Origin of the sequence: Trinickia dabaoshanensis (genome assembly GCF_002879885.1) — a bacterium.
In the GTDB taxonomy this organism is placed as follows: Bacteria; Pseudomonadota; Gammaproteobacteria; order Burkholderiales; family Burkholderiaceae; genus Trinickia; species Trinickia dabaoshanensis.
This window is the reverse complement of record NZ_PNYA01000002.1, coordinates 184212-210329: the sequence shown is the minus strand read 5'-3', so window position 1 is coordinate 210329 and position 26118 is coordinate 184212. Positions and strand designations below refer to the sequence as shown.

Below are 26118 nucleotides of genomic sequence, written 5' to 3'. Positions count from 1 at the left end.
AAACGCGATTGGTTCACGTTGGTGTCAGCCGTTTCATGGGCGAGCGCATGCCGCCCGCCACCGCCCGTCGTGCGGCGAGACGAAGGCTGAAGCACGCCGCACGTTACCAAGGAGATCAGGAGCGAACATGTCCACACCTCTATCGACGAACGAGTTTCAAGAAACCGATTTTGCTCGGCTGTCCGTCAGCCCGACGGCGGAATGGGCGAATCTCGGTGGGCAGTTTCGTGGTTTGCCGACGCCCGTGTATTACTCCGGTTCGCTGTTTGCGTTTACGCGCAATTTCGATAACCGGCTCGGGATGTGCCAGGTCGACTCGACCGGGACCAAAGGGAAGTGGTCGACCTGGGGCGGTACGTTGACTTACAGTCCCGCGGCCGCGCTGTCTCAAAACGGATCGATCGCGGTGATCGCCCGTATGCAGACGGGGCAGATCCAGATCAGCTACATCAATCCGTTCCAAGGCATCTACACGCCATGGGTGGCGATCGCGGGCGCGCCGTCCAGCACCAATTTCACGGGCCCGGTTCAACTCGTGCAGAACACGAATGCACGGCTCGAAGCGTTCGCGCTCGATACGAACGGCAATCTCTGGCATGCCTGGGAAACGTCCGTGGGGAGCAACCCGCAGTGGTCGTCGTGGAGCCACCTCGGCAGCGGCTTCAACGCGTCGCAAATCGAATTCCCCGTATTCCTGTTGCAGAACAGCGGGCGATTGCAGGCCGTCTTGATCGGCAATCAGCCGAATATGTATCAATCGACGCAATATGCGGGCGGCGGTTACGACTCTTGGAGCCCGTTCACCGTGGTCGGCACGACCGTGCCGCCGCAGCCGGCGCCGCAATTCGCCAACGGTCCGGCGGCGAATTTCGATAGCCGGCTGCAAAACGCGGCGTACGCCGGATACAACGCGAACGCGGGACAGGGGCAAAACCCGCTCGTCTATTGCGCGCCGCCGAGCTTCCCGCAGTGGGGGCCGATCAACAACATCACGAGCGAGCAATACCCGATCTCGAATGCCGCGCCGGTCATGTTATCGAACAACGGCACGGCCAATCTCGCTTGGGCGACGCCCAGCGGACAAGTGTATCTCGTGGCCGAGGCACTGACGGCGAACAACTTCTGGTCGAACAACATTCAGCCGGTAGGCACCGCCAATGCCATGTTCACCGGGCAAATGTCCGGCATCGTCAATAACGGGAGCGACGGGCTGTTCATGCTCGCGGCCGACGGATCGCTGGCGTTCATCAACTATCAGCCGCAATAAGCACTAGTTGGACGTCGGCAACGTCGTTTCATTGGACGCGTCCGCGCCCGCCAGCCTCGATGGCCCGGGCGCGGCCGCTTGCAGGGCCTCGTCGATGACGAGGCCGAGCAGGTGCTGCTCCGCTTCGGTCAGCTTCACGCGCGCGGCGAATTGATCGACGGCTGAGCGAATCGCGTTCGTTCGCTGCTGCCGCGTGGGCGTCGTAATCGTTCGAGGCGGGAGCGGCGTCACCGTCCCGGGTTCTGTGCTCATGGCGGCTTCCATTCATTGCGCATCGATGCGGCTGCTTGAAGCAATCCGCATGCCGCGCCGCGCCGTTGGGCCTGCCGGCTGCGAGGGGCGCGCATAGGAGAGGGAATCGGACCGAAACGTTTCGATTTTGAAACGTGCCGCGCGGTGGGGTGGATTCGGCGCTTAGCGCTTCGCTCGCATGCGCACCGAGTGAGAGTGCGAGGTCGCGCCGGCAAACAAAAACGGCGCGCAGCGGAATCGACCGCATGCGCGCCGTGTGCTGCGCGCCAGGGCATGGCGCACAGCTTTGACGAACGAGCCGCTTAGACTTGAGCGCCGGCGTTCGGATCGCTCGGATCGTGACGCGGTTTCGTATCCTTGAGCAGATCCTCGCGCTTCACGCCGAGCCACATCGCGAGCGCTGCCGCGACGAACACCGACGAATAGATACCGAAGCAGATGCCGATCGTCAGTGCGAGCGCGAAGTAATGCAGCGTCGGGCCGCCGAAGATGAACATCGAGAGCACCATCATCTGCGTGCAGCCGTGCGTGATGATCGTACGCGACATCGTGCTCGTGATCGCGTGATTGATGACTTCCATCACGGTCATCTTGCGTTCGCGGCGGAAGGTCTCGCGAATCCGGTCGAAAATAACGACCGATTCGTTGACCGAGTACCCGAGCACGGCTAGCACCGCGGCGAGCACCGACAGCGAAAACTCCCATTGGAAGAACGCGAAGAAGCCGAGAATGATCACGACGTCGTGCAAGTTGGCGATGATGCCGGCCACCGCGTACTTCCATTCGAAGCGGAACGACAAGTAAATGACGATGCCGGCGACGACGCAGGCGAGCGCAAGCAAGCCGTTGGTGGCCAGCTCCTTGCCCACTTGCGGGCCGACGAATTCGACGCGTTGCAGTTGCGCCGAGGCGTCTTGCGTCTTGAGTCCCGCCATGACTTGTTCGCTCTGCTGCGACGACGTGAGGCCCTGCTTGAGCGGCAGCCGGATCATCACGTCGCGCGAGGTGCCGAACGTCTGCACCTGAGCGTCGCCGTAGCCGAGCGTATCGAGCGTCTTGCGTAACGGATCGAGTTGCACGGCCTGCGGATATTGCACTTCGATGACGGTGCCGCCCGTGAATTCCACCGACAGATGCAGCCCGCGATGGAGCAAGAAAAACACCGCCGCGAAGAACGTCAAGAACGAAATCGCGTTGAACAGCAACGCGCGCTGCATGAACGGGATGTCTTTGCGGATACGGAAAAATTCCATGGTCTGGTCTCCGGGTTCTCGCGAACCGATTAGCGGGGCGCGCCCGGTTTGCGCGACGCAGCACCTTCGCGCGCGCGATTACGCAGGACCGGCTTCGTACCGTTTTGTCCGCCCTTGGCCTTCGGTTGCACGGCGACGGCCTTGGCCGCGCGCATCGTATCCGTGCTGTCGTCGGCATCGGTGGTCACTTGCGCATAAGCCACGCCTTCCGCGCCGGCCGGACGCCACACTTGGCCGATCGCGAGCGACTTGAGCTTCTTCTTGCCGCCGTACCATGCGTTGACGAGGCCGCGCGAGAAGAACACCGCCGAGAACATCGACGTCAAGATGCCGATACAGTGCACGATCGCGAAACCGCGCACGGGACCGGAGCCGAATGCGAGCAAGGCCAAACCCGCGATCAACGTGGTGACGTTCGAGTCGAGAATCGTCGCCCAGGCGTGTGCATAACCGTTTTGGATGGCCAACTGCGGCGGTGCGCCGTGGCGCAATTCTTCACGTACGCGCTCGTTGATCAGCACGTTCGAGTCGATCGCCATCCCGAGCGCGAGCGCGATAGCCGCGATACCCGGCAGCGTCAGCGTGGCTTGCAGCATCGACAGGACGGCGATGAGCAGCAACAAGTTGACCGACAGGCCGATAACGGACACCACACCGAACAGCAAGTAGTAGGCGACCATGAAGACGGCGATCGCGGCGAAGCCGTAGATGACCGAATCGAAGCCCTTCTTGATGTTGTCGGCGCCGAGGCTCGGGCCGATCGTGCGCTCTTCGATGATGTCCATCGGCGCGGCCAGCGAACCCGCGCGCAGCAGCAGCGCGAGATCGGAAGCGGCTTGCGGCGTGGGCTGGCCCGTGATTTGGAAACGATCGCCGAGTTCTGACTGGATCGTCGCGACCGTCAGCACTTGGCCCTTGCCCTTTTCGAACAGCACCATCGCCATCGGCTTGCCGATGTTGTCGCGCGACACGCTCGCGACGGCGCGGCCCGCGGCCGAGTTCAAGCGGATGGTGACCGAGGGGCGCTGATGTTCGTCGAAGCCGGCCGAAGCATCGATGATGCTGTCGCCCGTGAAAATCACTTGCTTGCGCAGCAGCACCGGCGTTTGCGCGCCTTCGGTGAAGAGCTCGTCGCCGGGGGGCACGGCCTCGCCCGGCGCCGGATGCGTGTTGACCGGGTCGGCCAAGCGCGCCTCGAGCGTGGCGGTGCGGCCGATGATTTCCTTGGCCTTCGCGGTGTCCTGGACACCCGGCAGCTCGACGACGATGCGATCGGCGCCTTGCTGCTGGATCACGGGCTCGGTCACACCGAGTTCGTTCACGCGATTGTGCAGCGTCTGGATGTTTTGCTTGACCGCCGCTTCCTCGACCGCATTCAGTTGCGCGGGCGCGAACGCTCCGACGACTTGAACGCCGCCCGCGGCGGACGTGCTCGTGGTCCATTGCAATTCGGTGACGTTGCGCGTCAATTGCGTGCGCGCGTTGTCCGCCGTGGCTTGATCGGCGAAATCGATGACGACCGATTGGCCGACGCGATTGACGCCGCCTTCGCGGATACCGTTGTCGCGCAAGAACGTGCGGGCATCGGACGCATCGGAGTCGAGCCGCTTGTTCAGCGCGCCCGCCATGTCGATCTGCATCAGGAAGTGAACGCCGCCGCGCAAATCGAGACCGAGGTACATCGGCAATGCGTGCAAGGCGGTGAGCCAGCGCGGTGACGCGCTTTGCAAGTTCAGCGCCACGACGTATTGCGGATCGTTCGGGTCGGGGTTGAGCGTCTTTTGCAGCAGATCCTTGACGTGCAACTGCGTGTCGGTGTCCTTCAGGCGAACGCGGATGTTGGCGTTCGTCGACGCATTGTCGAACGTGACTTCGTCAGGCTTGATGTGATTGGCGGCAAGCGCGGATTCCACTTGCGAAAGCGTGGCGGTATCGAGCTTGACCGTCACTTTGCCGCTGAGCACCTGCACGGCCGGCGCTTCGCCGAAAAAGTTGGGCAATGTGTACAGAAGGCCGATGGCGAGCGCCACGGCCATCACGACATATTTCCAAAGGGGGTAGCGATTCATGGGGGAGCCGAACGGGTGGGTTGGCGTGGGGCGTGGCCTGCGGCTACCGGGCTGCCGACGGAGCGTGACGCGCTAGGCGCGCCGCGCCGCCTTGGGCCGGGCACGGCAGCTTGCTGGCCGCGTCAGAGCGATTTGATCGTGCCTTTCGGAAGGATCGTCGTGACGGCGCCCTTTTGCACGGTGATTTCCGTGCCTTCGGCGATTTCGATGCCGACGTAGGCTTCGCCGACTTTCGTGATCTTGCCGACCATGCCGCCGTTGGTCACGACTTCATCGCCCTTGGCCATCGCTGCGAGCATGCTGCGATGCTCCTTTTGGCGCTTCATCTGCGGACGAATCATGATGAAATACAGCACCGCGAACATAAGGATGAGCGGCAAAAAGCTCATCAGATTCGACTCGGCGCCGCCGCCGGCTGCGCCTTGCGCGAATGCGTTGGAAATCAGCGACACGTTGGTTTCTCCATAAATGACGATCTGAACGATCGAAGGCGATCGAAAAATAGCCGCGTATTTTACCACCGGCGCCCGGCGCGCCGGCTGGGTGGTTTCCTCACCCGCCGGCCCCGGTCCATTGGCGCCAGCGCGGGCGCGGGCCGCCCACGATGCCGCCGCGCGCGCTAATCGACGCCGCGCGCGCGTTCGTCTCGAAAACGGCGGCGAAATGCCTCGAACGTCCCCGTTTCGATGGCTTCTCGAATTTCGCTCATGAGTTCCAAGTAGTAATGCAGGTTATGGATCGTATTGAGCTGGGCGCCGAGAATTTCGCCGACGCGATGCAAATGGTGCAAATATCCGCGCGTGAAATTGCGGCAGGTATAGCAGCCGCAGCTTTCGTCGAGCGGGCGCAGCGAATTCTTATGCGTCGCGTTGCGGATCTTGATGTCGCCGAAGCGCGTGAAGAGCCAGCCGTTGCGCGCGTTGCGCGTCGGCATGACGCAATCGAACATGTCGATGCCGGAGGCCACGCCGGCCACGAGGTCCTCGGGCGTGCCGACGCCCATCAGGTAATGCGGCTTGTCGGCCGGCAGCTTGGGGCCGACGTGCTCGAGCACGCGCATCATGTCCTCCTTCGGCTCGCCGACCGACAGGCCGCCCACCGCCAGACCGTGGAAGCCGAGCTCGGAGAGCCCCGCGAGCGATTCGTCGCGCAAATCCTCGAACATGCCGCCTTGCACGATCCCGAATAGCGCGTTCGGATTGCCGAGCCGGTTGAACTCCGCGATCGAGCGCTTGGCCCAACGCATCGACATGCGCATCGAGGCGGCCGCATCGTCGCGGCTCGTCGGGACGCCGTCGGTCGCGTAGGGCGTGCATTCGTCGAACTGCATGACGATATCCGAGTTCAGCACCTTTTGAATCTGCATCGACACTTCGGGCGAGAGGAACAGCTTATCGCCGTTCACGGGCGAGGCGAACGTGACGCCGTCCTCAGTGATCTTGCGCAGATCGCCGAGCGAGAACACTTGGAAGCCGCCCGAATCGGTCAGGATCGGCCGGCGCCAGCCCATGAAGCCGTGCAGCCCGCCATGGGCGGCGACCGTGTCCAAGCCGGGGCGCAGCCACAGGTGGAACGTGTTGCCGAGGATGATCTGAGCTTGGATTTCCTCGAGTTCGCGCGGCGCGATCGCCTTGACGGTGCCGTAGGTGCCGACCGGCATGAAGATCGGCGTCTCGACCACGCCATGATTGAGCGTGACGCGGCCGCGGCGAGCGAGACCGTCGGTTTTAAGCAGTTCGAATTTGAGACCGGGCAAGCCCGATTCGGGGGACGGCGAGTGATCGTGGGTATGACCTGCGGTCATCGATAGGCTCCAAGTGCTACCGGACTGCTCTGCATGAGACCAGAGTAGGCGCTAAAGCGCCAACTCCGGATCGCAAGTCCGGCGCAGGGGAATCGCTTCCCGGTTTTCCCCGGGAAGCATGAAAAATGGGCGCGCTCCGGGCGCGATGCTAACTCTCGGCTCTCGTCAGCAACATCGCGTCGCCGTAGCTGAAGAAACGATAGCGCTCCTCGATCGCGTGCCGGTAGGCGTCGCGGATCGCATCCACCCCGGCGAATGCGCTCACGAGCATGAGCAGCGTCGATTTCGGCAGGTGAAAGTTCGTCACGAGCCGGTCGACGATGCGAAAACGATAGCCCGGGGTGATGAATATATCCGTTTCCGCCGAGGTGGCCGCGAGCGGACGGCCCGCGGCGGCGGCGTCGCGCGCGGCCGCCTCCAGCGCCCGCATCGACGTCGTGCCGACGGCCACGACGCGTCCTGCGCGCGCGCGCGTGGCGGCGATTTTATCGACGAGCGTTTGCGGCAGTTGATACCACTCGCTGTGCATCTTGTGCTCGGCGATGTTCTCGACGCGCACGGGCTGGAACGTGCCCGCGCCGACGTGCAGCGTCAGCGTCGCGCTCTCGATGCCGCGTGCCTCGAGCCGCGCGAGCACCGCTTCGTCGAAATGCAGACCGGCCGTGGGTGCGGCAACGGCGCCCGGATTGCGCGCAAAGACCGTTTGATAGCGCGTTTCGTCGGCCGCGTCGGGATCGTGCTCGATATAGGGTGGCAGCGGCAGCCGGCCATAACGCTCGATCAGCGTGAGGCACTCGTCGGGAAAGTGCAGCGTGTAGAACGGCTCCACGCGCTCGCCGACGGTCACGTCGAACGCGTCGGCGAGCGTGAGTACGGTGCCCGGGGCCGGACTCTTGCTCGCGCGAATCTGCGCGAGCGCGGTGCGCGCGCCCGTGAGCCGCTCGATGAGTACCTCGATCTTGCCCCCGCTCGCCTTTTGGCCGAAGAAGCGCGCTTTGAGCACTTTGGTATCGTTGAAGACGAGCAGATCGCCGGGTGCCAGGCACTCGGGTAGCTCGGCGAAACGCCGGTCGACGAGGCGCGCGGGCGCGGCGCTCGTATCGACTTCGAGCAGGCGGCTCGCGCTGCGTTCGGGCAGCGCCGTTTGCGCGATCAACTCGGGTGGCAGATTGAAATCGAAATCGGAAAGCGTGAACATGCTGCGTTGATCGGCGAGGGGGATCGTCAGGGCGGCCCGCGAGCCGCTATGATCGCGAAGCGCGATGCCTGACCGGCCCCGCATGCCGTTCGTGGAAAATAAACCGTTATTGTACTTGCCAGCAGAGGAATGCCGTTGCCCCCAGTGCGTCCGACCGATCCCGCCGACGATCCCGCGCCGCTCGCACCCGCGGGAAGGCGGCGTAAAGCCGCGTCCGCCGCGCGCTCGCTCGATGCGGGCGACGGCGGCGACGCAGCCCAGGCGGAGCCCGCGACGGGCGGCGCCGCGACGCGGCGTAAAAGGCCGGCGGCCGATAAACCGGCGGCCAAGCCCGTGAAAACGGCCGACAAGCTGGCCAAGCTCGGCCTCACGCGCGACATCGATCTCGTCTTGCATCTGCCGATGCGCTACGAAGACGAAACGACGCTCACGCCGATCGGCGAGTTGCTGCCCGGCGAGACGGCGCAGACCGAAGGTATCGTCGTCGACAACGAGATCGCCTACCGGCCGCGCCGGCAACTCGTCGTTAAGCTGCGCGACGCGCACGGGGACGAGCTCTCGCTGCGTTTTCTGAACTTCTACGGCTCGCAGGTGAAGCAGATGGCGCTCGGCGTGCGCTTGCGCGTGCGCGGCGACGTCCGCGGGGGCTTTTTCGGCTTGGAGATGGTGCATCCGGCCGTGCGGCCCGTCGATGACGATACGCCGTTGCCGCAAGCGTTGACGCCCGTCTATCCGAGTACGGCGGGCGTATCGCAGGCGTACTTGCGCAAAGCCATCGACAACGCGCTGGCTCGCACGCCGCTGCCGGAGATCTTGCCCGCGCCCGTGGCCGACGCGTATTGCCGGCCGCTCGATTTGCCGCCGCTCGCGCAGGCCGTGCGTGTGCTCCATCACCCGAGCGCGGGCGCCGACGAATCGGCATTGATCGACGGCACGCACCCCGCCTGGACCCGCATCAAGTTCGACGAATTGCTCGCCCAGCAGCTTTCGCTCAAACGCGCCCACGAGGAGCGGCGTGCGCGCTCGGCGCCCTCGATGCCGCGCGGCGCGGGGGCGCATACGCTCGTCGAGCGTTTGTCGGCGGCCTTGCCGTTCCAACTGACGGGCGCGCAGGCGCGCGTCGTCGCCGAGATCGAGGCGGATCTCGGCGCGCCCCATCCGATGCAACGACTATTGCAAGGTGACGTGGGCAGCGGCAAAACCGTCGTGGCCGCGTTGGCGGCCGCGCAAGCGATCGACTGCGGCTACCAGGCGGCGATGATGGCGCCCACGGAAATCCTCGCCGAGCAGCATGCGCGCAAGCTGCGCGGCTGGCTCGAGCCGCTCGGGGTCACCGTGGCCTGGCTCGCGGGCAGTTTGAAAGCGAAGGAAAAGCGCGCGGCCGTGGAAGCGGCGGCGAGCGGGGCGGCTCAACTCGTGATCGGCACGCACGCGATCATTCAGGACACGGTGCAATTCGCGCGTCTCGGGCTGGTCATCGTCGACGAGCAGCATCGATTCGGCGTCGCGCAGCGGCTGGCGTTGCGCGCCAAGGCCGACCGCGCGGCCGAGGGCGGTGCGCCGTTCCAGCCGCATCAACTGATGATGTCGGCCACGCCGATTCCGCGCACGCTCGCGATGACTTATTACGCCGATCTCGACGTCTCGACGATCGACGAATTGCCCCCGGGGCGCACCCCCATCGTCACGAAGCTGATTTCCGACGCGCGTCGCGACGAGGTCATCGCCCGCGTGCGCGAAGCCGCGCTCACGGGCCGGCAGGTGTATTGGGTCTGCCCGCTGATCGAGGAAAGCGAGACCTTGCAGTTGCAAACCGCGATCGAGACCTATGAAACGCTTGCCCAGGCGCTGCCGGAGCTGCGCGTGGGCCTCGTGCATGGGCGCTTGCCGCCGGCCGAGAAGGCCGCCGTCATGGATGCGTTCTCGCGCAACGACGTGCAACTGCTCGTGGCCACCACCGTCATCGAGGTGGGCGTGGACGTGCCGAACGCCTCGCTGATGGTGATCGAGCATGCCGAACGCTTCGGACTCGCGCAGTTGCATCAGTTGCGCGGGCGCGTGGGGCGCGGCAGCGCCGCCTCCATCTGCGTGCTGCTCTACAGCAACCCGCTTTCGCTGACGGCGCGCGAACGTCTGAAAACGATGCGCGAGACCACGGATGGGTTCGAGATCGCCCGGCGCGATCTCGACATTCGCGGCCCCGGTGAATTTCTGGGCGCGCGGCAGTCCGGAGCGGCGATGCTGCGCTTCGCCAGTTTGGAAAACGACGCCTGGCTGATCGAACCGGCACGCGAAGCCGCGGCGCGGCTCATCGCCGAGTACCCGGACGTCGTCCTTCAGCATTTGGCGCGTTGGCTCGGTGGGCGCGAGCAATTCTTGAAGGCGTAAACGGCGACGGCCGATGTTCCGAACGGGCGATCCGAGCCGGCATGCGGGCCAGGACACGCAGCCCAGTTGGCGAATTGCTTTCGTGGGTGTATAAGATAAACCTATCGATTTCAATGTCCTGATTGGTCCCCCAATGACGCTCACTGAACTGAAATACATCGTCGCGGTTGCGCGCGAGCGGCATTTCGGCCGCGCCGCCGAGGCGTGCTTCGTCAGCCAGCCCACCTTGTCGGTTGCGATCAAGAAGCTCGAGGACGAACTGAACGTGCAGATTTTCGAGCGCGGCACGAGCGAAGTGAGCGTGACGCCGATCGGCGAACAGATCGTCACGCAGGCGCAGCGCGTGCTCGAGCAGACGCTGGCCATCAAGGAAATCGCGAAGCAAGGCAAGGATCCGCTCGTGGGGCCGCTGCGTTTGGGGGTGATCTATACGATCGGGCCGTATCTGCTGCCGACGCTCGTCAAGCAGATGATCAGAGCCGTGCCGCAGATGCCGCTGATGCTGCAGGAGAATTACACGCTCAAGCTCATCGAGCTGCTCAAGCAAGGTGAGATCGACGTCGCCATCATGGCCTTGCCGTTCCCGGAAACGGGGCTGATGGTGCGCCCGCTTTACGACGAACCGTTCGTCGTGGCTTTGCCGGCAGGGCACGCATGGGAGTCGCGCAAGAAGATCGATGCGAACGATCTGAAGCAAGAAACGATGCTGCTGCTCGGCAACGGCCATTGCTTCCGCGATCATGTGCTAGGCGTATGTCCCGAATTGATGCGGTTTTCGCAGACGGCGGACGGTATCCAAAAGACGTTCGAAGGCTCCTCGCTGGAGACGATTCGGCATATGGTGGCGAGCGGCGTGGGCATCACCGTGCTGCCGCGGATGTCGGTGCCCGAGGTGCGGGCGCACGCGGGCGGGCCCGACGCGGGGTTGCTCAGCTATGTGCCGTTCGAGGAGCCCGTGCCGGACCGCCGCGTGGTGCTGGCTTGGCGCAAGAGCTTTACGCGCATGCCGGCTATCGATGCCATCAGCGAGGCGATCGGCTCTTGCGAGCTGCCCGGCGTCAGCAAGCTCGACATGCCGGCCGTCGTCAACTGAGCTTGGCTCCCCCGCCGAGGGCTCACCTCGGCGGGGGCTATCGAATAGATAAAAACAATTAAATACAGTTATTCGATAGCTTTCTTTATCCTTCTCTCCATGGATCGCGCCGATTGCACGATCGCGCCCAACCTGGAGAAAGTCATGTCCCAACTCATCGCCCGAGTCGTTTCCTCGCCGTCGCGGCCACGCGCAAGTGGGCGGCTGGCTGCCGTGCTGCGCCGCTCGCGCAACGCTGTCTTCTCCTTGCTCGCGGATCGCGCGCTCGCCGCCTGAGCGGCTCGGTCCAACCGCATTTCCGCGCTCGGATTGCCGCATCGATGCCGTGGCACGACCGAGCCGATCACAACAACCGATAAACGATTCTTCCCTTTGAGGATCACACGATGACCGACCGCAAACTGACGACCGCCGCCGGCGCACCTGTCGCCGACAACCAAAACTCGTTGACGGCCGGCGCGCGCGGCCCGATCGCCCTTCAAGACGTCTGGCTGCTCGAAAAGCTCGCGCATTTCGATCGTGAGGTCATTCCCGAGCGCCGCGTGCACGCGAAGGGATCGGGCGCGTTCGGCCGTTTCGTCGTCACGCACGACATCTCGAAGTACACGAAGGCGAAGTTGTTCAGCGAAGTGGGCAAGGAAACGCCGCTCTTCATCCGCTTCTCGACGGTGGCGGGCGAGCGCGGCGCGGCCGACGCGGAACGCGACGTGCGCGGCTTCTCGATCAAGTTCTATACGGAGGAGGGCAACTGGGATGTCGTCGGCAACAACACGCCTGTGTTTTTCGTTCGCGATCCGCTCAAGTTCCCGGATTTCATCCATTCCCAAAAGCGCGACCCGTACACGAACTTGCGCAGCAATATCGCGGCGTGGGATTTTTGGACGCGCCATCCGGAATCGCTGCACCAAGTCACGATTCTCATGAGCGACCGCGGGATTCCGCGCAACTACCGCCAGCAGCACGGTTTCGGTTCGCACACGTTCTCGTTCGTGAACGAAGGGGGCGAACGGTTCTGGGTCAAATTTCACTTCAAGTCGGCACAGGGCGTCGAAAACTATACGGATGAACAAGCCGCGCAAGTGATCGCCGGCGATCGCGAAAGCGCGCAGCGCGACTTGATCGAGAGTATCGAAGCGGGCGACTTCCCGAAGTGGTATTTCCGCATTCAAGTAATGCCGGAAGCCGATGCCGCCAACGTGCCGTACAACCCGTTCGATATTACGAAGGTATGGCCGCATAAGGACTATCCGCTGATCGACGTCGGCGTGATCGAGTTGAACCGGAACGCGGGCAACTATTTCTCCGACGTCGAGCAGGCAGCCTTCACGCCGGCCAATGTCGTGCCCGGCATCGGCTTCTCGCCCGATCGCTTGTTGCAAGGACGGCTCTTCTCATACGGCGATGCGCAGCGTTACCGGCTCGGCGTCAATCATCATCAGATTCCGGTGAATGCGCCCAAATGCCCGTTCCATCAGGCGTTTCATCGCGACGGCGCGATGCGGACCGACGGCAACCTCGGCGGCGCGCCGAACTACGAGCCGAACCGCTTCGGCACGTTCGCGCAGGATCGCAGCGCGGCCGAGCCGCCGCTCGCTGCGGGCACGATCGACCGCTACGATCATCGCGAGGACGACGATTACTACAGCCAGCCCGGCGCACTCGTTCGCCTGCTCGGCGAAGGCGAACGGCAACGGCTGTTCGAGAACATCGCGCGTCATATCGAAGGCGTGCCCGAGGACATCGTCGCCCGTGCGCTCGAGCACTTCGGCCGAGCCGATGCTGCCTACGGCGACGGCGTCGCGGCCGCGATCGAGCGCCGCCGGGCGGCGCGCGCGAAGTGATGTGAGGTGAGGATCGTGCTCGCGCCGGCGGTCCGCCGGGCCCGGCGCGGTGCACTCGGTAGGTGCGGCACCGTGCAAGTGGCACCGTTTCACTTGCGTGGGCTACACTGGCGGTCGTTCGTCCCCTACTGAATTGCGTCGGCTCCGTTCGCTCCGATGTTAGCGCGACCGCTGCCGACAGGTTCGGCCGTTTCATTCTTGGAAGGACTCGCCATGGCAAAGAAAAATACCGCAGCCGCAGTGCAAATCGACATCGGCATCAGCGACAAGGACCGCAAGAAGATCGCGGACGGGCTGTCGCGACTGCTTGCCGATACTTACACGCTCTATCTGAAGACCCATAACTTCCATTGGAACGTGACGGGTCCGATGTTCAACACGCTGCATTTGATGTTCGAAGGCCAGTACAACGAACTCGCGCTGGCCGTCGATGCGATCGCCGAGCGTATTCGCGCGCTGGGTGTCCACGCGCCGGGCAGCTACAAAGACTTCGCGAAACTCTCCTCGATCCCCGAGGCCGACGGCGTGCCCGCCGCCGAAGAGATGATTCGCCAGCTCGTGCAAGGGCAAGAGGCCGTTGCGCGTACGGCGCGCGAGATTTTCGCGGCTGCCGACGCGGCGAACGATCAGCCCACGGCCGATCTGTTGACGCAACGCCTGCAGACACACGAAAAGACGGCTTGGATGCTGCGCTCGATGCTGGCTTGATGCTGGCTCGATGGGCGCGAGTGCCGCGCGGCGCACATGCCGCGCGCGGCGCTAGCGAGGGCCTCCCGGTGATTCGGGAGGCCCTTTGTCTTTCGGCTCTACAATACGGCGTTCGTCTTTCGCTTGCGCCGCATTGCTTATGTACGCCCCTATCTTCGCCCGCCTTCCGCTTTATCTGCGCTTGATCCGCATGGACAAGCCGATCGGCAGCCTGCTGCTGCTCTGGCCCACGCTGAACGCGCTATGGATCGCCTCGAACGGGCGGCCATCGGTTTCGCTGCTGATCATCTTCACGATCGGCACCGTGCTCATGCGTTCGGCGGGCTGCGCGATCAACGACTACGCCGATCGCGACTTCGACCGCTACGTCAAGCGCACCGAATCGCGTCCGCTGACCTCGGGCAAGATCCGGGCATGGGAAGCGCTTGCGATTGCCGCGAGCTTGTCGATCGTATCGTTCCTGCTGATCTTGCCGCTGAACGCGCTGACCAAGGAGTTGTCGGTGGCGGCGCTGTTCGTCGCGGGCACCTATCCGTTCACGAAGCGATTCTTCGCGATTCCGCAAGCCTATCTCGGCATTGCGTTCGGCTTTGGGATTCCGATGGCATTCGCGGCCGTGCAAGACCACGTGCCGGCGATCGCGTGGATCATGCTCGCGGCGAACGTGTTTTGGTCCGTGGCCTACGACACCGAATATGCGATGGTCGATCGCGACGACGACATCAAAATCGGCATCCGCACGTCGGCGTTGACCTTCGGCCGCTACGACGTCGCGGCGGTGATGTTTTGTTATGCGCTCACGCTCGGTATCTATCTCGCGCTCGGCCTCGCATTGCATTTCGGCTGGCTGTATTGGGCAGGCTGGGCAGCCGCGCTCGGTTGCACGCTCTATCACTACACCCTGATTCGAAACCGCGAACGGATGCCATGCTTCGCGGCCTTCCGCCACAACAACTGGTTAGGCGGCGTGCTGTTCGCGGGGATTGCCGCGCACTACGCTGTGTTGAATTTCTGAGGTCCGGCTATCGGCGCCATGCGCTATCGAAGGCATGCACTTTCAGCGGCATGCGCCTTCAGCGGCATGCGCTTTTCAGCGGCATGTAATGCAAAATTACACGTTTGTGGCGATCGTCGGTGCGCGCGTCCAGCGCGAGAAGCGTTATCCGTCTCAAGGGCACAACCCTTTTTTCGGAGAACCTTACCTATGAAAATGAAGACGCTTTCCGTACTTGCCTGCGCCCTTCTGGTCGCCAATGCGGCGTTTGCCGATGAGCTCCACAACAAAGCCATGGCTGCGACGCACGACTTGCAGCGCGCAATCGACGAAATGCACGTGATTCAAGCGGAACACGGCGGCCAATTCGGCGGTCACCTCGCACGCGCCGAACAGTTGGCCCGCGAAGCCGAGCGCGAACGTGCCGCGGCATTGGACTACTACCGCGCATCGCATCCCGGCTGGCAGTAATGCTCGCCAGCTAACGCGGAACGCGCGCGATGCGCGTTCGAGGCCGGCGCGGCGTTGCAGCCGCGTCGGCCGATTCGATGCGCGAAACCTACCGGCTTACTGATTGCCCAGCTCGTCGCCCATTTCCTTGGCCCGCGCGTCCGCCGCGAGCACACCTTTTACGATCGCTTCCTTCACGCCTTGCGCATCGAATGCCGCAAGCGCCGCGGCCGTCGTGCCGCCCTTGGACGTCACGCGTTCGCGCAACACCGATGCGCTTTCCGACGATTGCACGGCCAATTGCGCCGCGCCCGCGAACGTACCGAGCGCGAGCGCACGGCCTTCGTCGTCGCTCAAGCCGAGACGGCGAGCCGCTTCTTGCAGCGCCTCGATGAAATAGAAGACGTAGGCGGGACCACTGCCCGAGATGGCGGTAACGGCATCGATTTTCGCTTCGTCGTCGAACCACACCGATGTGCCGACTGCATCGAGCACTTGCAAGGCCAGTGAGCGTCCCGCGGTGTCCACGCCGGCGAGCGCGGCCAATCCCGTGACGCCCTGTCCGATCAACGCGGGGGTGTTCGGCATGGCGCGCACGACGCGCGTATAGCCGCCGAGCCAACGCGAAAGGTCGGTGCCGCGAATCCCGGCGGCGATGCTGATGACGAGCTGTGTCGACAGGTGGGGTGCGAGCGAGGCCGATACGGCTTTCAACACCTGCGGTTTGACCGCGAGCACGATGGCGTCGTAGCCGCGCAATGCTTCGTCGGCCGAGGCCGCCGTTGCGATGCCGAACTGCTCGTGCGTGCGTGCGCGCGCGTCTTCGTTGACGTCGATGGCGTAGAGGTCGGCCGGCGCGACGCCGCGCTTGATCAGCCCGCCGATCAGTGCCGCGGCCATGTTGCCGCCGCCGATGAATGCGATCTTCATGATTTCGTTGGGAGTGGACGCAGCGGCTGATTATAGACCGCTGCCTTGCGCGATTCAGTTGGGTGCAACCCGCACGGGTGCAACCGATCGGGGCGGGAAAAGACCAATGAAGATCAATGAAAGATCAATGCGAGTAATCGCGTTTGCCGAAAATCGCGGTCCCGATCCGGACCATGGTTGCCCCTTCGAGGACGGCCGCCTCCAAGTCGCTCGACATTCCCATCGACATCGTATCGAGCGCGAGGCCTTCGGCGCGCAGCGTGTCGAACAGGGCGTGCAAGATCCGGTGCGGCTCGCGCTGCGCTTCGCTGTCGCCGGTGGGCTCGGGAATCGACATGAGGCCGCGCAGCCGCAGCTTCGGCAACTCGGCGATCGCCCGCGCGAGGGCGAGCGCCTCGGAGGGCTGCACGCCGCTCTTGGATGCTTCGCCGCTTACGTTCACCTGCAGGCAGACGTTCAAAGGCGGCAACGCGTCGGGCCGCTGCTCGGACAAGCGCTGTGCGATCTTGAGGCGATCGATCGAATGAACCCAATCGAATTGCTCGGCCACGGGGCGGGTTTTGTTCGACTGAAGCGGTCCGATGAAGTGCCACTCGATCCGGGCGCGCAAATCGGCTAGCGCCTCGATCTTCGAAAGCGATTCTTGGACGTAGTTTTCCCCGAAGGCGCGCTGACCCGCGTCGAAGGCGGCGCGGACATCTGCGGCGGGAAACGTCTTGGAGACGGCAAGCAGATGGACCGAGCCGGGCGAACGATGGGCCGCATGAGCTGCGCGTTCGATGCGGGCGTGGACCGCCTGCAAGTTCTCTTCGATAGGGGACATAGGATGCGCGTGAGCGAGAGCACGGAGTCTGTCGCGAATTATACGGCGCGGGCCGGGCAGGGGTTAGCCGGCGGCCAGCCCCGGCGTCCCGTCGCGTTCAGCCGTAAATCAAATGCTCGACGAGCTCCACCCAATGCGCGACGGGCATCGACGTCCCGCTTTGCAGATGCGCGATACACCCGACGTTGCCCGAGACGATCATCTGCGGCTCGAGCGCTTCCAGGTTCTGCACCTTTCGGTCCCGCAGCGTATAGGACATCGAAGGTTGCGTGATCGAGTAAGTGCCGGCCGAGCCGCAGCACAAATGGCTATCGACGGGCAGCCGTACTTCGACGCCGAGCGTGGCGAGCAGATGCTCCACCGCGCCGCGGATCTGCTGCCCATGCTGGAGCGTGCATGGCGGATGGTAGGCGACCGTATGCACGCCACGGCGGCGAGCGAGTCCCGCCAACTCCGTTTCGAACGGGCCCAGGACTTCGACGACGTCGCGCGCGAGATCGGTGATCCGCTGCGCTTTCTCCGCATAGGCCGGGTCGTTGCGCAACAGGTGTCCGTACTCCTTGATTGTCGCGCCGCAGCCGGAGGCGTTGATGACGATCGCCTCGACCCCGCTCTCGACGTGCGGCCACCAGGCGTCGATGTTGCGCCGCACGTCGTCGAGCGCTTCGTCCCGGTACCCCAAGTGCAGTCTGATCGCCCCGCAGCAGCCGGCCTCGGGCTCGATCAACGTTTCGATGCCGAGCGCGTGAAGCACGCGTGCCGTTGCGATGTTGATGTTCGGCAGCATCGCCGGTTGTACGCAGCCCGCCAGCAGCAGCATACGGCGCGCCTCGAGCGGCTTGGCGGTCGCGCCGGCGGCCACGGGTTGTGCCGACGAGCTCGGCCATTCGAGCAGCCGCTGGCGAGGCGGGACCTTGTCGCGCAAGCGGCGCGGCAGGAAGGGGCGCACGAGTTGTCCGAGCCGCATGGCCGGCACGAAGAGGGCGCCATTGGGCAGCACGCTTGCCAATACCCTGCGCAACAACTGCTGACGCCACGGCCGGGGCACCGTCTGCTCGACATGCTGCCGCCCGATCTCGACGAGGCGCCCGTACTGCACGCCGGACGGGCACGTCGTCTCGCAACTGCGGCAGGTGAGGCACCGGTCCAGATGCAACTGCGTGCTGCGCGTGACGCTGCCGCCTTCGAACATCTGCTTCATCAGGTAGATGCGCCCGCGCGGGCCGTCCAATTCGTCGCCCAGCAGCTGATAGGTCGGGCACGTGGCCGTGCAAAAGCCGCAATGCACACATTTGCGCAAGATCGCATCGGCCTCGTCGCCGTCGGCCGTGTTACGGATGAAGTCTGCGAGTTGAGTCTGCATTGCGTCGCTGTTGCCTCTTAGCTTTCGCTCCGTCGGGTGGCCGGCCGGTGTGCGTCGCGCCGTTCTAGCGTCATCGCCGGCATCGGCATTAGAGCTCGGGGTACATTCGAGCGCGGTTGAATATGCGCGCCGGGTCGAAAGCCGCTTTCAGCCCGCGGTGTATCTTCATCAGCGGCGTCGGCAGCAACGTGAAGACGCCCACGCTGCGGTCGAAGCCTCGGCCCGCCCGGAAGATCGTCGCGTGCCCGCCCGCCTGCTTGGCGCTGATGCGCACGGTTTGCGCGTCGGTATCGGTGATCCACCATCGCTGGGCGCCGCCCCATTCCATCAACTGGGCACCGGGCAGTTGCAGCGGTTCCGTGATCGAGGGCAGCGCGAGGCGCCACAAGGCGGAATCGGGCGGGATCGAGGCGAAGAACGGATCGGTTTGCTCGCGCAGGCCCTCCCAGAAACGCTCGGCCTCGACGGCATCGACGACTTCTCCGCCAATCGTGTTGCGGGCCGCCTTGACCGCGGTTTCCGCGCCCGACAAGCGCACGGCCAATGTGCCGTTGCGCCAAGCGCTGGCCGTGATCGGCAACGGCCGCCCGCCCCATTCGTTGAGTTTGCGCACGGCGTCGGTGCCGTTCATGTCGAACTTGAGCGTGGCTTCCATCGCGGGGCGCGGCATGACCTTGATCGACAGATCGAGCATCAAACCGAGCGTTCCGAGCGAGCCGGCCATGAGCCGCGCGACATCGTAACCGGCGACGTTCTTGACGACTTGGCCGCCGAAGCGCAGGACCTCGCCGGCCCCGTTCATCAACGTGACGCCTAGTACGAAGTCTCGCGCCGCTCCCGCTTGCGCCCGGCGCGGCCCCGAGATGCCGGCTGCGATGCAGCCGCCCAGCGTGGATGCGCGCCCGAAATGCGGCGGCTCGAAGGCGAGCATTTGGTCGCGTTCGGCCAGTGTTGCCTCGATCTCCGCGAGCGGCGTGCCGCAGCGCGCCGTGATGACGAGTTCCGCGGGATCGTAGGCGACGATGCCCCGGTAGGCACGCGTATCGAGTATTTCGCCCTGGAGTTGCTGGCCGTACCAGTCCTTCGTGCCGGCGCCGCGCAAACGCAGCGGGCGCGCCTCGGCCGTGGCCTCACGGATCCGTTCGGACCAGTAGGTCACGATGTCCTCTTCCTGCATGGCTTCGCGCTTCGTCGTGTCGTTCATCCGGTGGAGCCGGCTTTTAGCAAGTCATGCCTGGTTGGGTTCGTTAGAGATTGTACTGGCGGAGGGCGGAGTGACAAGCGGCCGCGCGTGCGCCTAGGGGTAAGTCCGTGGGTGCGCGCGAGCCCGGCGGCGCTTCAAAACCGCGGTAACTCGGGATGCGGCAGCAACCCGCCGCGCACGTGCATCTTGCCGTACTCGGCACAGCGCGCCCGGGTGGGAATGCCCTTCGTCGGGTTCAGTAGTTCTGCCGGGTCGAACGCGCGCTTGACCGCGAAGAATGCGTCTCGCTCGGCCGGCGAAAACTGCACGCACATCGAGTTGATTTTTTCGATGCCGACGCCGTGCTCGCCCGTAATCGTGCCGCCGAACTCGACACACGTTTCGAGAATCTCGGCGCCGAATTCCTCGGCCCGGCGCAGCTCGTCGGCGTCGTTGCCGTTGAATAGGATCAGCGGATGCATGTTGCCGTCGCCCGCATGGAATACGTTGATGCAACGCAGCCCGTATTTGCCCTCCATCGTTTCGATGCGCGCCAGCAGCGGACCGATACTGCGGCGCGGGACCGTGCCGTCCATGCAGTAGTAATCGGGCGAGATTCGGCCCGCTGCCGGAAACGCATTCTTGCGGCCCGACCAAAAGCGCAATCGCTCCGACTCCGTGCGCGAGATCTGCAGCCGCGTGGCCCCGTGCTCGCGAAGCACGGCGGTCATGCGCACGATTTCGTCGGCGACTTCCTCGGGCGTGCCGTCCGACTCGCACAGTAAGATAGCCGCGCAATCGATGTCGTAACCCGCGCCGACGAATGCTTCCACGGCCCGCGTGGCGGGGCGATCCATCATCTCCAGGCCGGCCGGAATGATGCCGGCCGCGATGATGGCGGCGACGGCCTCACCGCCCTTGACGACATCGTCGAAGCTGGCCATGACCACCTGAGCCGTTTGCGGCTTCGGGATCAGCTTGACGGTGACCTCCGTCACGACGGCGAACATGCCCTCGCTGCCGATCATGACTGCAAGCAGGTCGAGCCCGGGCGCGTCCGGTGCCAGCGAGCCGAATTCGACGACGTCGCCATCCATCGTGACGGCCCGCACCCGCAATACGTTATGGACGGTCAAACCGTATTTCAGGCAATGCACGCCGCCGGAGTTTTCGCTGACGTTGCCCCCGATCGTGCAAGCGATTTGCGACGAGGGGTCGGGTGCGTAGTAGAGCCCGTAAGGCGCGGCGGCCTCGGACACGGCCAGATTGCGCACGCCGGGCTGCACGGTGGCCGTGCGTGCATACGGATCGACCTCGACGATCTTCGTGAACCGCGAGAGCGAGAGCACGACGCCGTGCGCGATCGGGGTGGCGCCGCCGGATAGCCCCGTACCCGCTCCGCGAGGCACGACAGGGACGCCGAGACGGCGGCAAATCTGCAAGACGCGCTGTACCTGCGCTTCGGTTTCGGGCAACGCGACGGCAAGCGGCAACTGTCGATAGACGCTCATGCCGTCGCACTCGTACGGCGCGGTGTCTTCGTCGCGATAGAGCAGGCAGTGCGCGGGCAGCGTGGCCATCAACGCTTGGACGACCTCGCGCTGGCGTTCGGCGCGCACATCGGCGGATGGCGAGACAACGGCTTCCATAGGTTCCCCCGTTGGCCGCGTTAGGCCGAGTATGAAAAGATTTTGCCCGGGTTCATCAGATTGCGCGGGTCGAATGCGTGCTTGATGGCGCGCATGGCGCCGACGGCCGCCGGACCATGCTCGTCGAGCAGGAAGTCCATCTTGTGCAGTCCGATGCCGTGCTCGCCCGTGCAAGTGCCGCCCATTTCGAGCGCGCGTTGCACCACGCGGCGGTTCAAGCGTTCCGCTTCCTCGAGCTCTTCGGGTTTCGCGGGATCGATGAGCATCGCGACGTGGAAGTTACCGTCTCCCACGTGGCCGACGATCGGGCAGGGCAACGGCGAACCGAGCAAGTCTTGTTCGGTTTGCTCCACGCAATCGGCGAGGCGCGAAATCGGCACGCAGACATCGGTCGTCACGGCGCGGCAACCGGGCTTCAATTGGAGCATCGCGAAAAAGGCCGTATGGCGCGCGTTCCAAAGGCGGCTACGCTCCTCGGGCCGCGTGGCCCAGGCAAAGCCGCTGCCGCCGTGCTCGCCGGCGAGGCTTTCGACGCGCTCGGCTTGTTCCTGCACGCCCGCTTCGCTGCCGTGAAACTCGAAAAAAAGCGTCGGCGATTCGGGCAGCGTGAGATTCGAGTGCCGGTTGATGGCGCGAATGGCCAGCGCATCGACGAACTCGACGCGCGCGATGGGCACGCCGAGCTGAATCGTTTCGATGACGGTACGCACGGCTTCGCCCATCGATGGAAACGCGCAGACCGCCGCCGATACCGCTTCGGGTTGCGGATAGAGCCGCACGGTGACCTCGGTGATGACCCCGAGCGTGCCTTCCGAGCCGACGAAGAGCCGAGTCAGGTCGTAGCCGGCCGACGATTTACGGGCCCGCGTGCCGGTTTTGACGATGCGCCCGTCGGGCAGCACGACGGTGAGCCCCAGCACGTTCTCGCGCATCGTGCCGTAACGGACGGCATTCGTACCCGACGCGCGCGTGGCGGACATGCCGCCCAAGCTCGCATCGGCGCCCGGATCGATCGGGAAGAACAGGCCGGTATCGCGCAGCGCTTCGTTCAGCGCCTTGCGCGAGACGCCGGCCTCGACGGTGGCCGTCATGTCTTGCGCCGCGATCGATACGATGCGGTTCATGCCCGACAAGTCGATACTCACGCCGCCTTCGACGGCAAGTAGCTGCCCCTCGAGCGAGGAGCCGTTGCCGTAGGGAATGATCGGCACGTCATAGCGGGCGCACGACTCGACGATCGCGCGCACTTCCTCCGTGCTTTGGGCAAAGACGACGGCGTCGGGCAATTGCGGATCGAACGGGGATTCGTCGCGGCCGTGATGCGCGCGTACGGCCTCCGAGGTGGAGACGCGTTCACCGAATTGCGCTTGCAAGGCGGACAGCAGTTCCGAGGGAAACGGCCGGCGGGGGCGAACGGCGGCCGGAGGCACGGGGTGGTTCACGGATAGCGTCTCCCAGCGCGAGGCGTTTATCGAGGTATCGCGCATTCGTATGTCGGTGTAATCGAACGGACGGCGCGCGGCGCGGAAACGACGCCGGGCCAAGCGCTCCGTTCGAAGCTTGCGTTCATTCTACGCCGATCGCCGGGCCGTCAGAATTGGCCGGAAGGCCTAGCCGAGCGGCGATTCGAGGCGCTTTCACGCCCGCCTATAATGGGTCGGCGGCGGCAAAGCGCCAATGCGCCATCAATGGATACGAGGAGCGACAAACATGGGCCACCGCTTGAGCAAGATCGCCACGCGCACGGGCGACGACGGCACGACAGGGCTCGGCGACGGCAGCCGCGTGCCCAAGGACGATGCGCGCGTCGCCGCGATGGGCGATGTCGACGAACTCAATTCGCACATCGGCGTCTTGCTCACCGAGCCGTTGCCGGCCGACGTGCAAGAGGCACTAACCGCCATCCAGCACGACTTGTTCGACTTGGGCGGCGAGATCTGCATTCCCGGCCATGCCGTGATCGGCGATGCGCATTTGGCTCGGCTCGATGGCTGGCTCGAGCGCTACAACGCCGATTTGCCGCCGCTGAAAGAGTTCATTTTGCCGGGCGGCACGCGCGCCGCCGCGCTGGCGCACGTGTGCCGGACGGTTTGCCGCCGGGCCGAGCGCGCAATCGTGACGCTCGGCAATACCCAGCCGCTCGCCGATGCGCCGCGCCGGTACGTCAATCGCTTATCCGACTTGCTGTTCGTGCTGTCGCGGGTACTGAATCGGGCGGGTGGGGGCGGCGACGTGCTTTGGCAACCCCAGCGCCGCGTCCCCTGACGCGGCTGCAGCAGATCAAACGCACCGCCGGGGCCTAAAAGCAGATCGGCCGCACCGTTCACGGCGTGCTGCCCTGCGACAATGTGTCGTATGGGGTGCGGGCTTTGTTAACATGTATTCTTGATGCATCTTAACGAGGAACGCCGAAACGATGACCTCCGCCCTTACGCCTGACCAAATTTCCCGCGTCAAAGCCACCGCCCCCGTCTTCGCCGAGCACGGTGCGACGATCACGAAGCATTTTTATCGTCGCATGTTCGCGAACCGCCCCGAACTGCGCAATCTGTTCAATCAAACGCACCAAGAGAGCGGAAGCCAAGCCGATGTCCTCGCGCGCGCCGTCTACGCGTACGCCGCCAATATCGATAACCTCGGCGCGCTTGGATCGGCTGTCGGCCGGATCACGCACAAGCATGCCAGCTTGAACATTCGCCCCGAACATTACCCGATCGTCGGCGAAAACCTGCTTGCATCGGTCGTGGAGGTGCTCGGTGACGCCGTCGACGCAGCGACGCTCGAGGCCTGGCGCGCAGCCTATGCTCAGCTCGCGCAAATCATGATCGGCGCGGAAGCCAAGCTCTACGACAACGCGGCATGGAGCGGATATCGTCCGTTCATCGTCTCGCGCAAGGTCGTGGAAAGCGACGAGATCACGTCGTTTTATCTGACGCCGGCCGATGGTGCCCAGGCGGCCGGTTTCGAGCCCGGCCAGTACGTGACCGTGAAGCGTTACGTGGGTGAACTCGGCGTCGATCAGCCCCGTCAGTACAGCCTGTCCGATGCGCCTCACGGCAAGTGGCTTCGGATTTCGGTCAAGCGCGAAGCCGGCAACGAGGCGGTTCCCGCCGGCCGTCTCTCGACCCTTTTGCATGAAGGCGTGGAAGAGGGCAGCATCGTCGAAGTCACCGCGCCAATGGGCGACTTCCGCCTCGATCGCACGAAGTCGACGCCGGTCGTCCTCATTTCGGGCGGGGTCGGCATTACGCCGATGATGTCGATGCTTTCGACGCTGGCCGCCGAGGGCAGCACGCGCCGCGTGGCCTTCGTGCATGCTTGCCGTAACGGCAAGGTCCATGCGTTCAAGCAATGGCTCGCGCAAACCTTGGCGACGAATGCGAACGTTTCGCGCGCGGTGTTCTACGAAGAGGTGGGCGCAACCGACCGTCAAGGCGTCGATTACGACTTCGAAGGCCGGATCGACTTCTCCCGCATCGCCGAGCAAGCCGTTCTGCCCGATGCCGATTACTACCTGTGCGGGCCGATGGCTTTCATGCAGGCGCAGCGCGACGCACTGGTGGCGCTCGGCGTCGATCCGGCGCGCATTCACAGCGAAGTGTTCGGATCGGGCGCTTTGGCCTGATCGAAGTCGCTGAAAGCGTCGAGAGGTTCGCACGGCCGGTGCCCATCGGGCAGCCGGCCGTTCGTTTGGCTCGATTAGTTGCCGCTGCCGCGCGCGATGCGCCGCTGCTTGACGCTGTCCGCGAGCCCTTCCAACACGGCGACGCTTTCGTCCCAGCCGATGCAGGCGTCGGTGATGCTTTGGCCGTAGGTCAACGTGCAGTTCGGCTGCAGATCCTGGCGGCCGCCGACGAGGTGCGACTCGACCATCACGCCGACGATGCGCTCGTCGCCGCCGGCCACTTGGCGGCCGATGTCCGCGCAAACGGGAATCTGATTCTCGTGCTTCTTCGAGCTATTGGCGTGGCTGGCGTCGATCATCAGCCGCGCGGCGAGCCCCGCGCGGCCGATGTCGGCGCATGCCGCGTCCACGCTGGCCGCATCGTAGTTCGGCGCCTTGCCGCCGCGCAAAATCACGTGGCAGTCTTCGTTGCCGGCCGTCGAGACGATGGCCGAGTGGCCGCCCTTCGTGACCGACAGGAAATGGTGCGGCTGAGAGGCGGCCTTGATCGCGTCGACCGCGATCTTGACGTTGCCGTCGGTGCCGTTCTTGAAGCCCACCGGGCACGACAGCCCCGACGCCAACTCACGGTGCACTTGCGACTCGGTGGTCCGAGCGCCGATCGCCCCCCACGAGACGAGATCGGCGATGTATTGCGGGCTGATCATGTCCAGGTATTCGGTGCCCGCGGGCAGCCCCATCTCGTTGATGCCGACGAGCAGCTCGCGCGCGGCGCGCAGCCCATCGTTGATCTTGAAGCTGTTGTCGAGATACGGATCGTTGATGAGGCCTTTCCAGCCCACCGTCGTACGCGGTTTTTCGAAGTACACCCGCATCACGATTTCGAGTTCACCGGCGAAGCGTTTGCGCTCCTGCACGAGGCGGCTCGCGTATTCGAGCGCGGCCTTCGGATCGTGGATCGAACACGGCCCGATGATCACGATGAGCCGATCGTCCATGCCGTGCAAGATTCGATGCAGCGCGCGGCGCGTGCCGTAGATGAGATCGGAGACCGCTTCGGTGCACGCGAACTCGCGAATCAAATGCGCGGGCGGCGTGAGTTCCTTCAACTCGCGGATACGGACATCATCGGTATTGTGCGGGGGCATGTTGTGCTTCTCCTCATCGGGTACGGGGCTCGCCTCTCGTTCGACCTGCGGTGGCGAAAAAAAACCGCCAGGGTCGCTGG

The 26118-nt window shown here is 64.4% G+C and carries 23 protein-coding genes; 10 read left to right on the top strand and 13 right to left on the bottom strand.

Annotation, left to right across the window (positions count from 1 at the left end):
- The first annotated feature begins 127 nt into the window (after window positions 1–127).
- A complete protein-coding gene (locus C0Z18_RS02815; RefSeq protein ID WP_102643846.1) occupies window positions 128–1267 on the top strand; it encodes a hypothetical protein in 1140 nt (379 codons plus the stop codon).
- Window positions 1268–1270: 3 nt separating this feature from the next.
- Here the strand turns inward: C0Z18_RS02815 and C0Z18_RS02810 are convergent, their stop codons facing one another.
- The 6 genes from C0Z18_RS02810 to queA form a co-directional block, all read right to left on the bottom strand.
- Window positions 1271–1519, bottom strand: a complete 249-nt coding sequence (locus tag C0Z18_RS02810; RefSeq protein WP_146013923.1) for a hypothetical protein — start codon at window positions 1517–1519, stop codon at window positions 1271–1273.
- Between the two features lie 302 nt (window positions 1520–1821).
- Complete coding sequence (secF, locus tag C0Z18_RS02805; protein WP_102643844.1) at window positions 1822–2772, bottom strand: protein translocase subunit SecF; 951 nt, start codon at window positions 2770–2772, stop codon at window positions 1822–1824.
- A 29-nt stretch (window positions 2773–2801) separates the two neighbouring features.
- Window positions 2802–4841, bottom strand: a complete 2040-nt coding sequence (secD, locus tag C0Z18_RS02800; protein WP_102643843.1) for a protein translocase subunit SecD — start codon at window positions 4839–4841, stop codon at window positions 2802–2804.
- 122 nt (window positions 4842–4963) lie between these two features.
- Window positions 4964–5293, bottom strand: coding sequence for a preprotein translocase subunit YajC (gene yajC, locus C0Z18_RS02795; RefSeq protein WP_102643842.1), 330 nt, complete (start codon window positions 5291–5293; stop codon window positions 4964–4966).
- Between the two features lie 167 nt (window positions 5294–5460).
- The gene (gene tgt / locus C0Z18_RS02790) at window positions 5461–6645 is read right to left on the bottom strand and encodes a tRNA guanosine(34) transglycosylase Tgt (RefSeq protein ID WP_102643841.1); all 1185 of its coding nucleotides are present in this window, start codon (window positions 6643–6645) and stop codon (window positions 5461–5463) included.
- A 148-nt stretch (window positions 6646–6793) separates the two neighbouring features.
- The gene (gene queA / locus C0Z18_RS02785) at window positions 6794–7843 is read right to left on the bottom strand and encodes a tRNA preQ1(34) S-adenosylmethionine ribosyltransferase-isomerase QueA (protein WP_102644008.1); all 1050 of its coding nucleotides are present in this window, start codon (window positions 7841–7843) and stop codon (window positions 6794–6796) included.
- Between the two features lie 129 nt (window positions 7844–7972).
- On the opposite strand from queA, the gene recG reads away from it, so the two are divergent.
- The 7 genes from recG to C0Z18_RS02755 all read left to right on the top strand — a co-directional run bounded on the left by recG (window position 7973) and on the right by C0Z18_RS02755 (window position 15338).
- Window positions 7973–10231, top strand: a complete 2259-nt coding sequence (gene recG / locus C0Z18_RS02780; RefSeq protein ID WP_102643840.1) for an ATP-dependent DNA helicase RecG — start codon at window positions 7973–7975, stop codon at window positions 10229–10231.
- Between the two features lie 133 nt (window positions 10232–10364).
- Window positions 10365–11324 (top strand): LysR substrate-binding domain-containing protein, encoded by a 960-nt coding sequence (locus C0Z18_RS02775; protein WP_102643839.1) that lies wholly within the window; start codon window positions 10365–10367, stop codon window positions 11322–11324.
- 144 nt (window positions 11325–11468) lie between these two features.
- Window positions 11469–11600 (top strand): hypothetical protein, encoded by a 132-nt coding sequence (locus C0Z18_RS33750; RefSeq protein ID WP_269845258.1) that lies wholly within the window; start codon window positions 11469–11471, stop codon window positions 11598–11600.
- A gap of 110 nt (window positions 11601–11710) precedes the next feature.
- On the top strand, window positions 11711–13165 hold the full coding sequence (locus tag C0Z18_RS02770; RefSeq protein ID WP_102643838.1) for a catalase: 1455 nt from the start codon (window positions 11711–11713) through the stop codon (window positions 13163–13165).
- Between the two features lie 213 nt (window positions 13166–13378).
- Complete coding sequence (locus C0Z18_RS02765) at window positions 13379–13873, top strand: Dps family protein (RefSeq protein ID WP_102644007.1); 495 nt, start codon at window positions 13379–13381, stop codon at window positions 13871–13873.
- 151 nt (window positions 13874–14024) lie between these two features.
- On the top strand, window positions 14025–14888 hold the full coding sequence (ubiA, locus tag C0Z18_RS02760; protein ID WP_199189381.1) for a 4-hydroxybenzoate octaprenyltransferase: 864 nt from the start codon (window positions 14025–14027) through the stop codon (window positions 14886–14888).
- Between the two features lie 189 nt (window positions 14889–15077).
- Window positions 15078–15338: a hypothetical protein gene (locus C0Z18_RS02755; protein ID WP_146013922.1), complete on the top strand. Its 261-nt coding sequence runs from the start codon at window positions 15078–15080 to the stop codon at window positions 15336–15338.
- A 96-nt stretch (window positions 15339–15434) separates the two neighbouring features.
- On the opposite strand, the gene proC is transcribed toward C0Z18_RS02755, so the two are convergent.
- The 6 genes from proC to C0Z18_RS02725 all read right to left on the bottom strand — a co-directional run bounded on the left by proC (window position 15435) and on the right by C0Z18_RS02725 (window position 22707).
- On the bottom strand, window positions 15435–16247 hold the full coding sequence (gene proC / locus C0Z18_RS02750) for a pyrroline-5-carboxylate reductase (protein WP_102643835.1): 813 nt from the start codon (window positions 16245–16247) through the stop codon (window positions 15435–15437).
- 124 nt (window positions 16248–16371) lie between these two features.
- The gene (locus C0Z18_RS02745) at window positions 16372–17070 is read right to left on the bottom strand and encodes a YggS family pyridoxal phosphate-dependent enzyme (protein ID WP_102643834.1); all 699 of its coding nucleotides are present in this window, start codon (window positions 17068–17070) and stop codon (window positions 16372–16374) included.
- 97 nt (window positions 17071–17167) lie between these two features.
- Window positions 17168–18433 (bottom strand): glycolate oxidase subunit GlcF, encoded by a 1266-nt coding sequence (gene glcF / locus C0Z18_RS02740; protein ID WP_102643833.1) that lies wholly within the window; start codon window positions 18431–18433, stop codon window positions 17168–17170.
- Window positions 18434–18521: 88 nt separating this feature from the next.
- Window positions 18522–19610, bottom strand: coding sequence for a glycolate oxidase subunit GlcE (glcE, locus tag C0Z18_RS02735; protein ID WP_102644006.1), 1089 nt, complete (start codon window positions 19608–19610; stop codon window positions 18522–18524).
- Between the two features lie 161 nt (window positions 19611–19771).
- Window positions 19772–21265, bottom strand: coding sequence for an FAD-linked oxidase C-terminal domain-containing protein (locus tag C0Z18_RS02730; RefSeq protein WP_102643832.1), 1494 nt, complete (start codon window positions 21263–21265; stop codon window positions 19772–19774).
- A 20-nt stretch (window positions 21266–21285) separates the two neighbouring features.
- Window positions 21286–22707: an FAD-binding oxidoreductase gene (locus tag C0Z18_RS02725; RefSeq protein WP_102644005.1), complete on the bottom strand. Its 1422-nt coding sequence runs from the start codon at window positions 22705–22707 to the stop codon at window positions 21286–21288.
- Window positions 22708–22975: 268 nt separating this feature from the next.
- Between C0Z18_RS02725 and C0Z18_RS02720 the strand changes: the two genes are divergently transcribed.
- Together C0Z18_RS02720 and hmpA are read left to right on the top strand one after the other, a co-directional pair.
- Window positions 22976–23530: a cob(I)yrinic acid a,c-diamide adenosyltransferase gene (locus C0Z18_RS02720; protein ID WP_102643831.1), complete on the top strand. Its 555-nt coding sequence runs from the start codon at window positions 22976–22978 to the stop codon at window positions 23528–23530.
- A 151-nt stretch (window positions 23531–23681) separates the two neighbouring features.
- Window positions 23682–24890 carry an NO-inducible flavohemoprotein gene (hmpA, locus tag C0Z18_RS02715; protein WP_102643830.1) on the top strand — a complete coding sequence of 403 codons (1209 nt, stop codon included), beginning with the start codon at window positions 23682–23684 and terminating at the stop codon, window positions 24888–24890.
- A gap of 74 nt (window positions 24891–24964) precedes the next feature.
- Here the strand turns inward: hmpA and aroG are convergent, their stop codons facing one another.
- Window positions 24965–26038, bottom strand: coding sequence for a 3-deoxy-7-phosphoheptulonate synthase AroG (aroG, locus tag C0Z18_RS02710; RefSeq protein ID WP_102643829.1), 1074 nt, complete (start codon window positions 26036–26038; stop codon window positions 24965–24967).
- Window positions 26039–26118 lie beyond the last annotated feature (80 nt).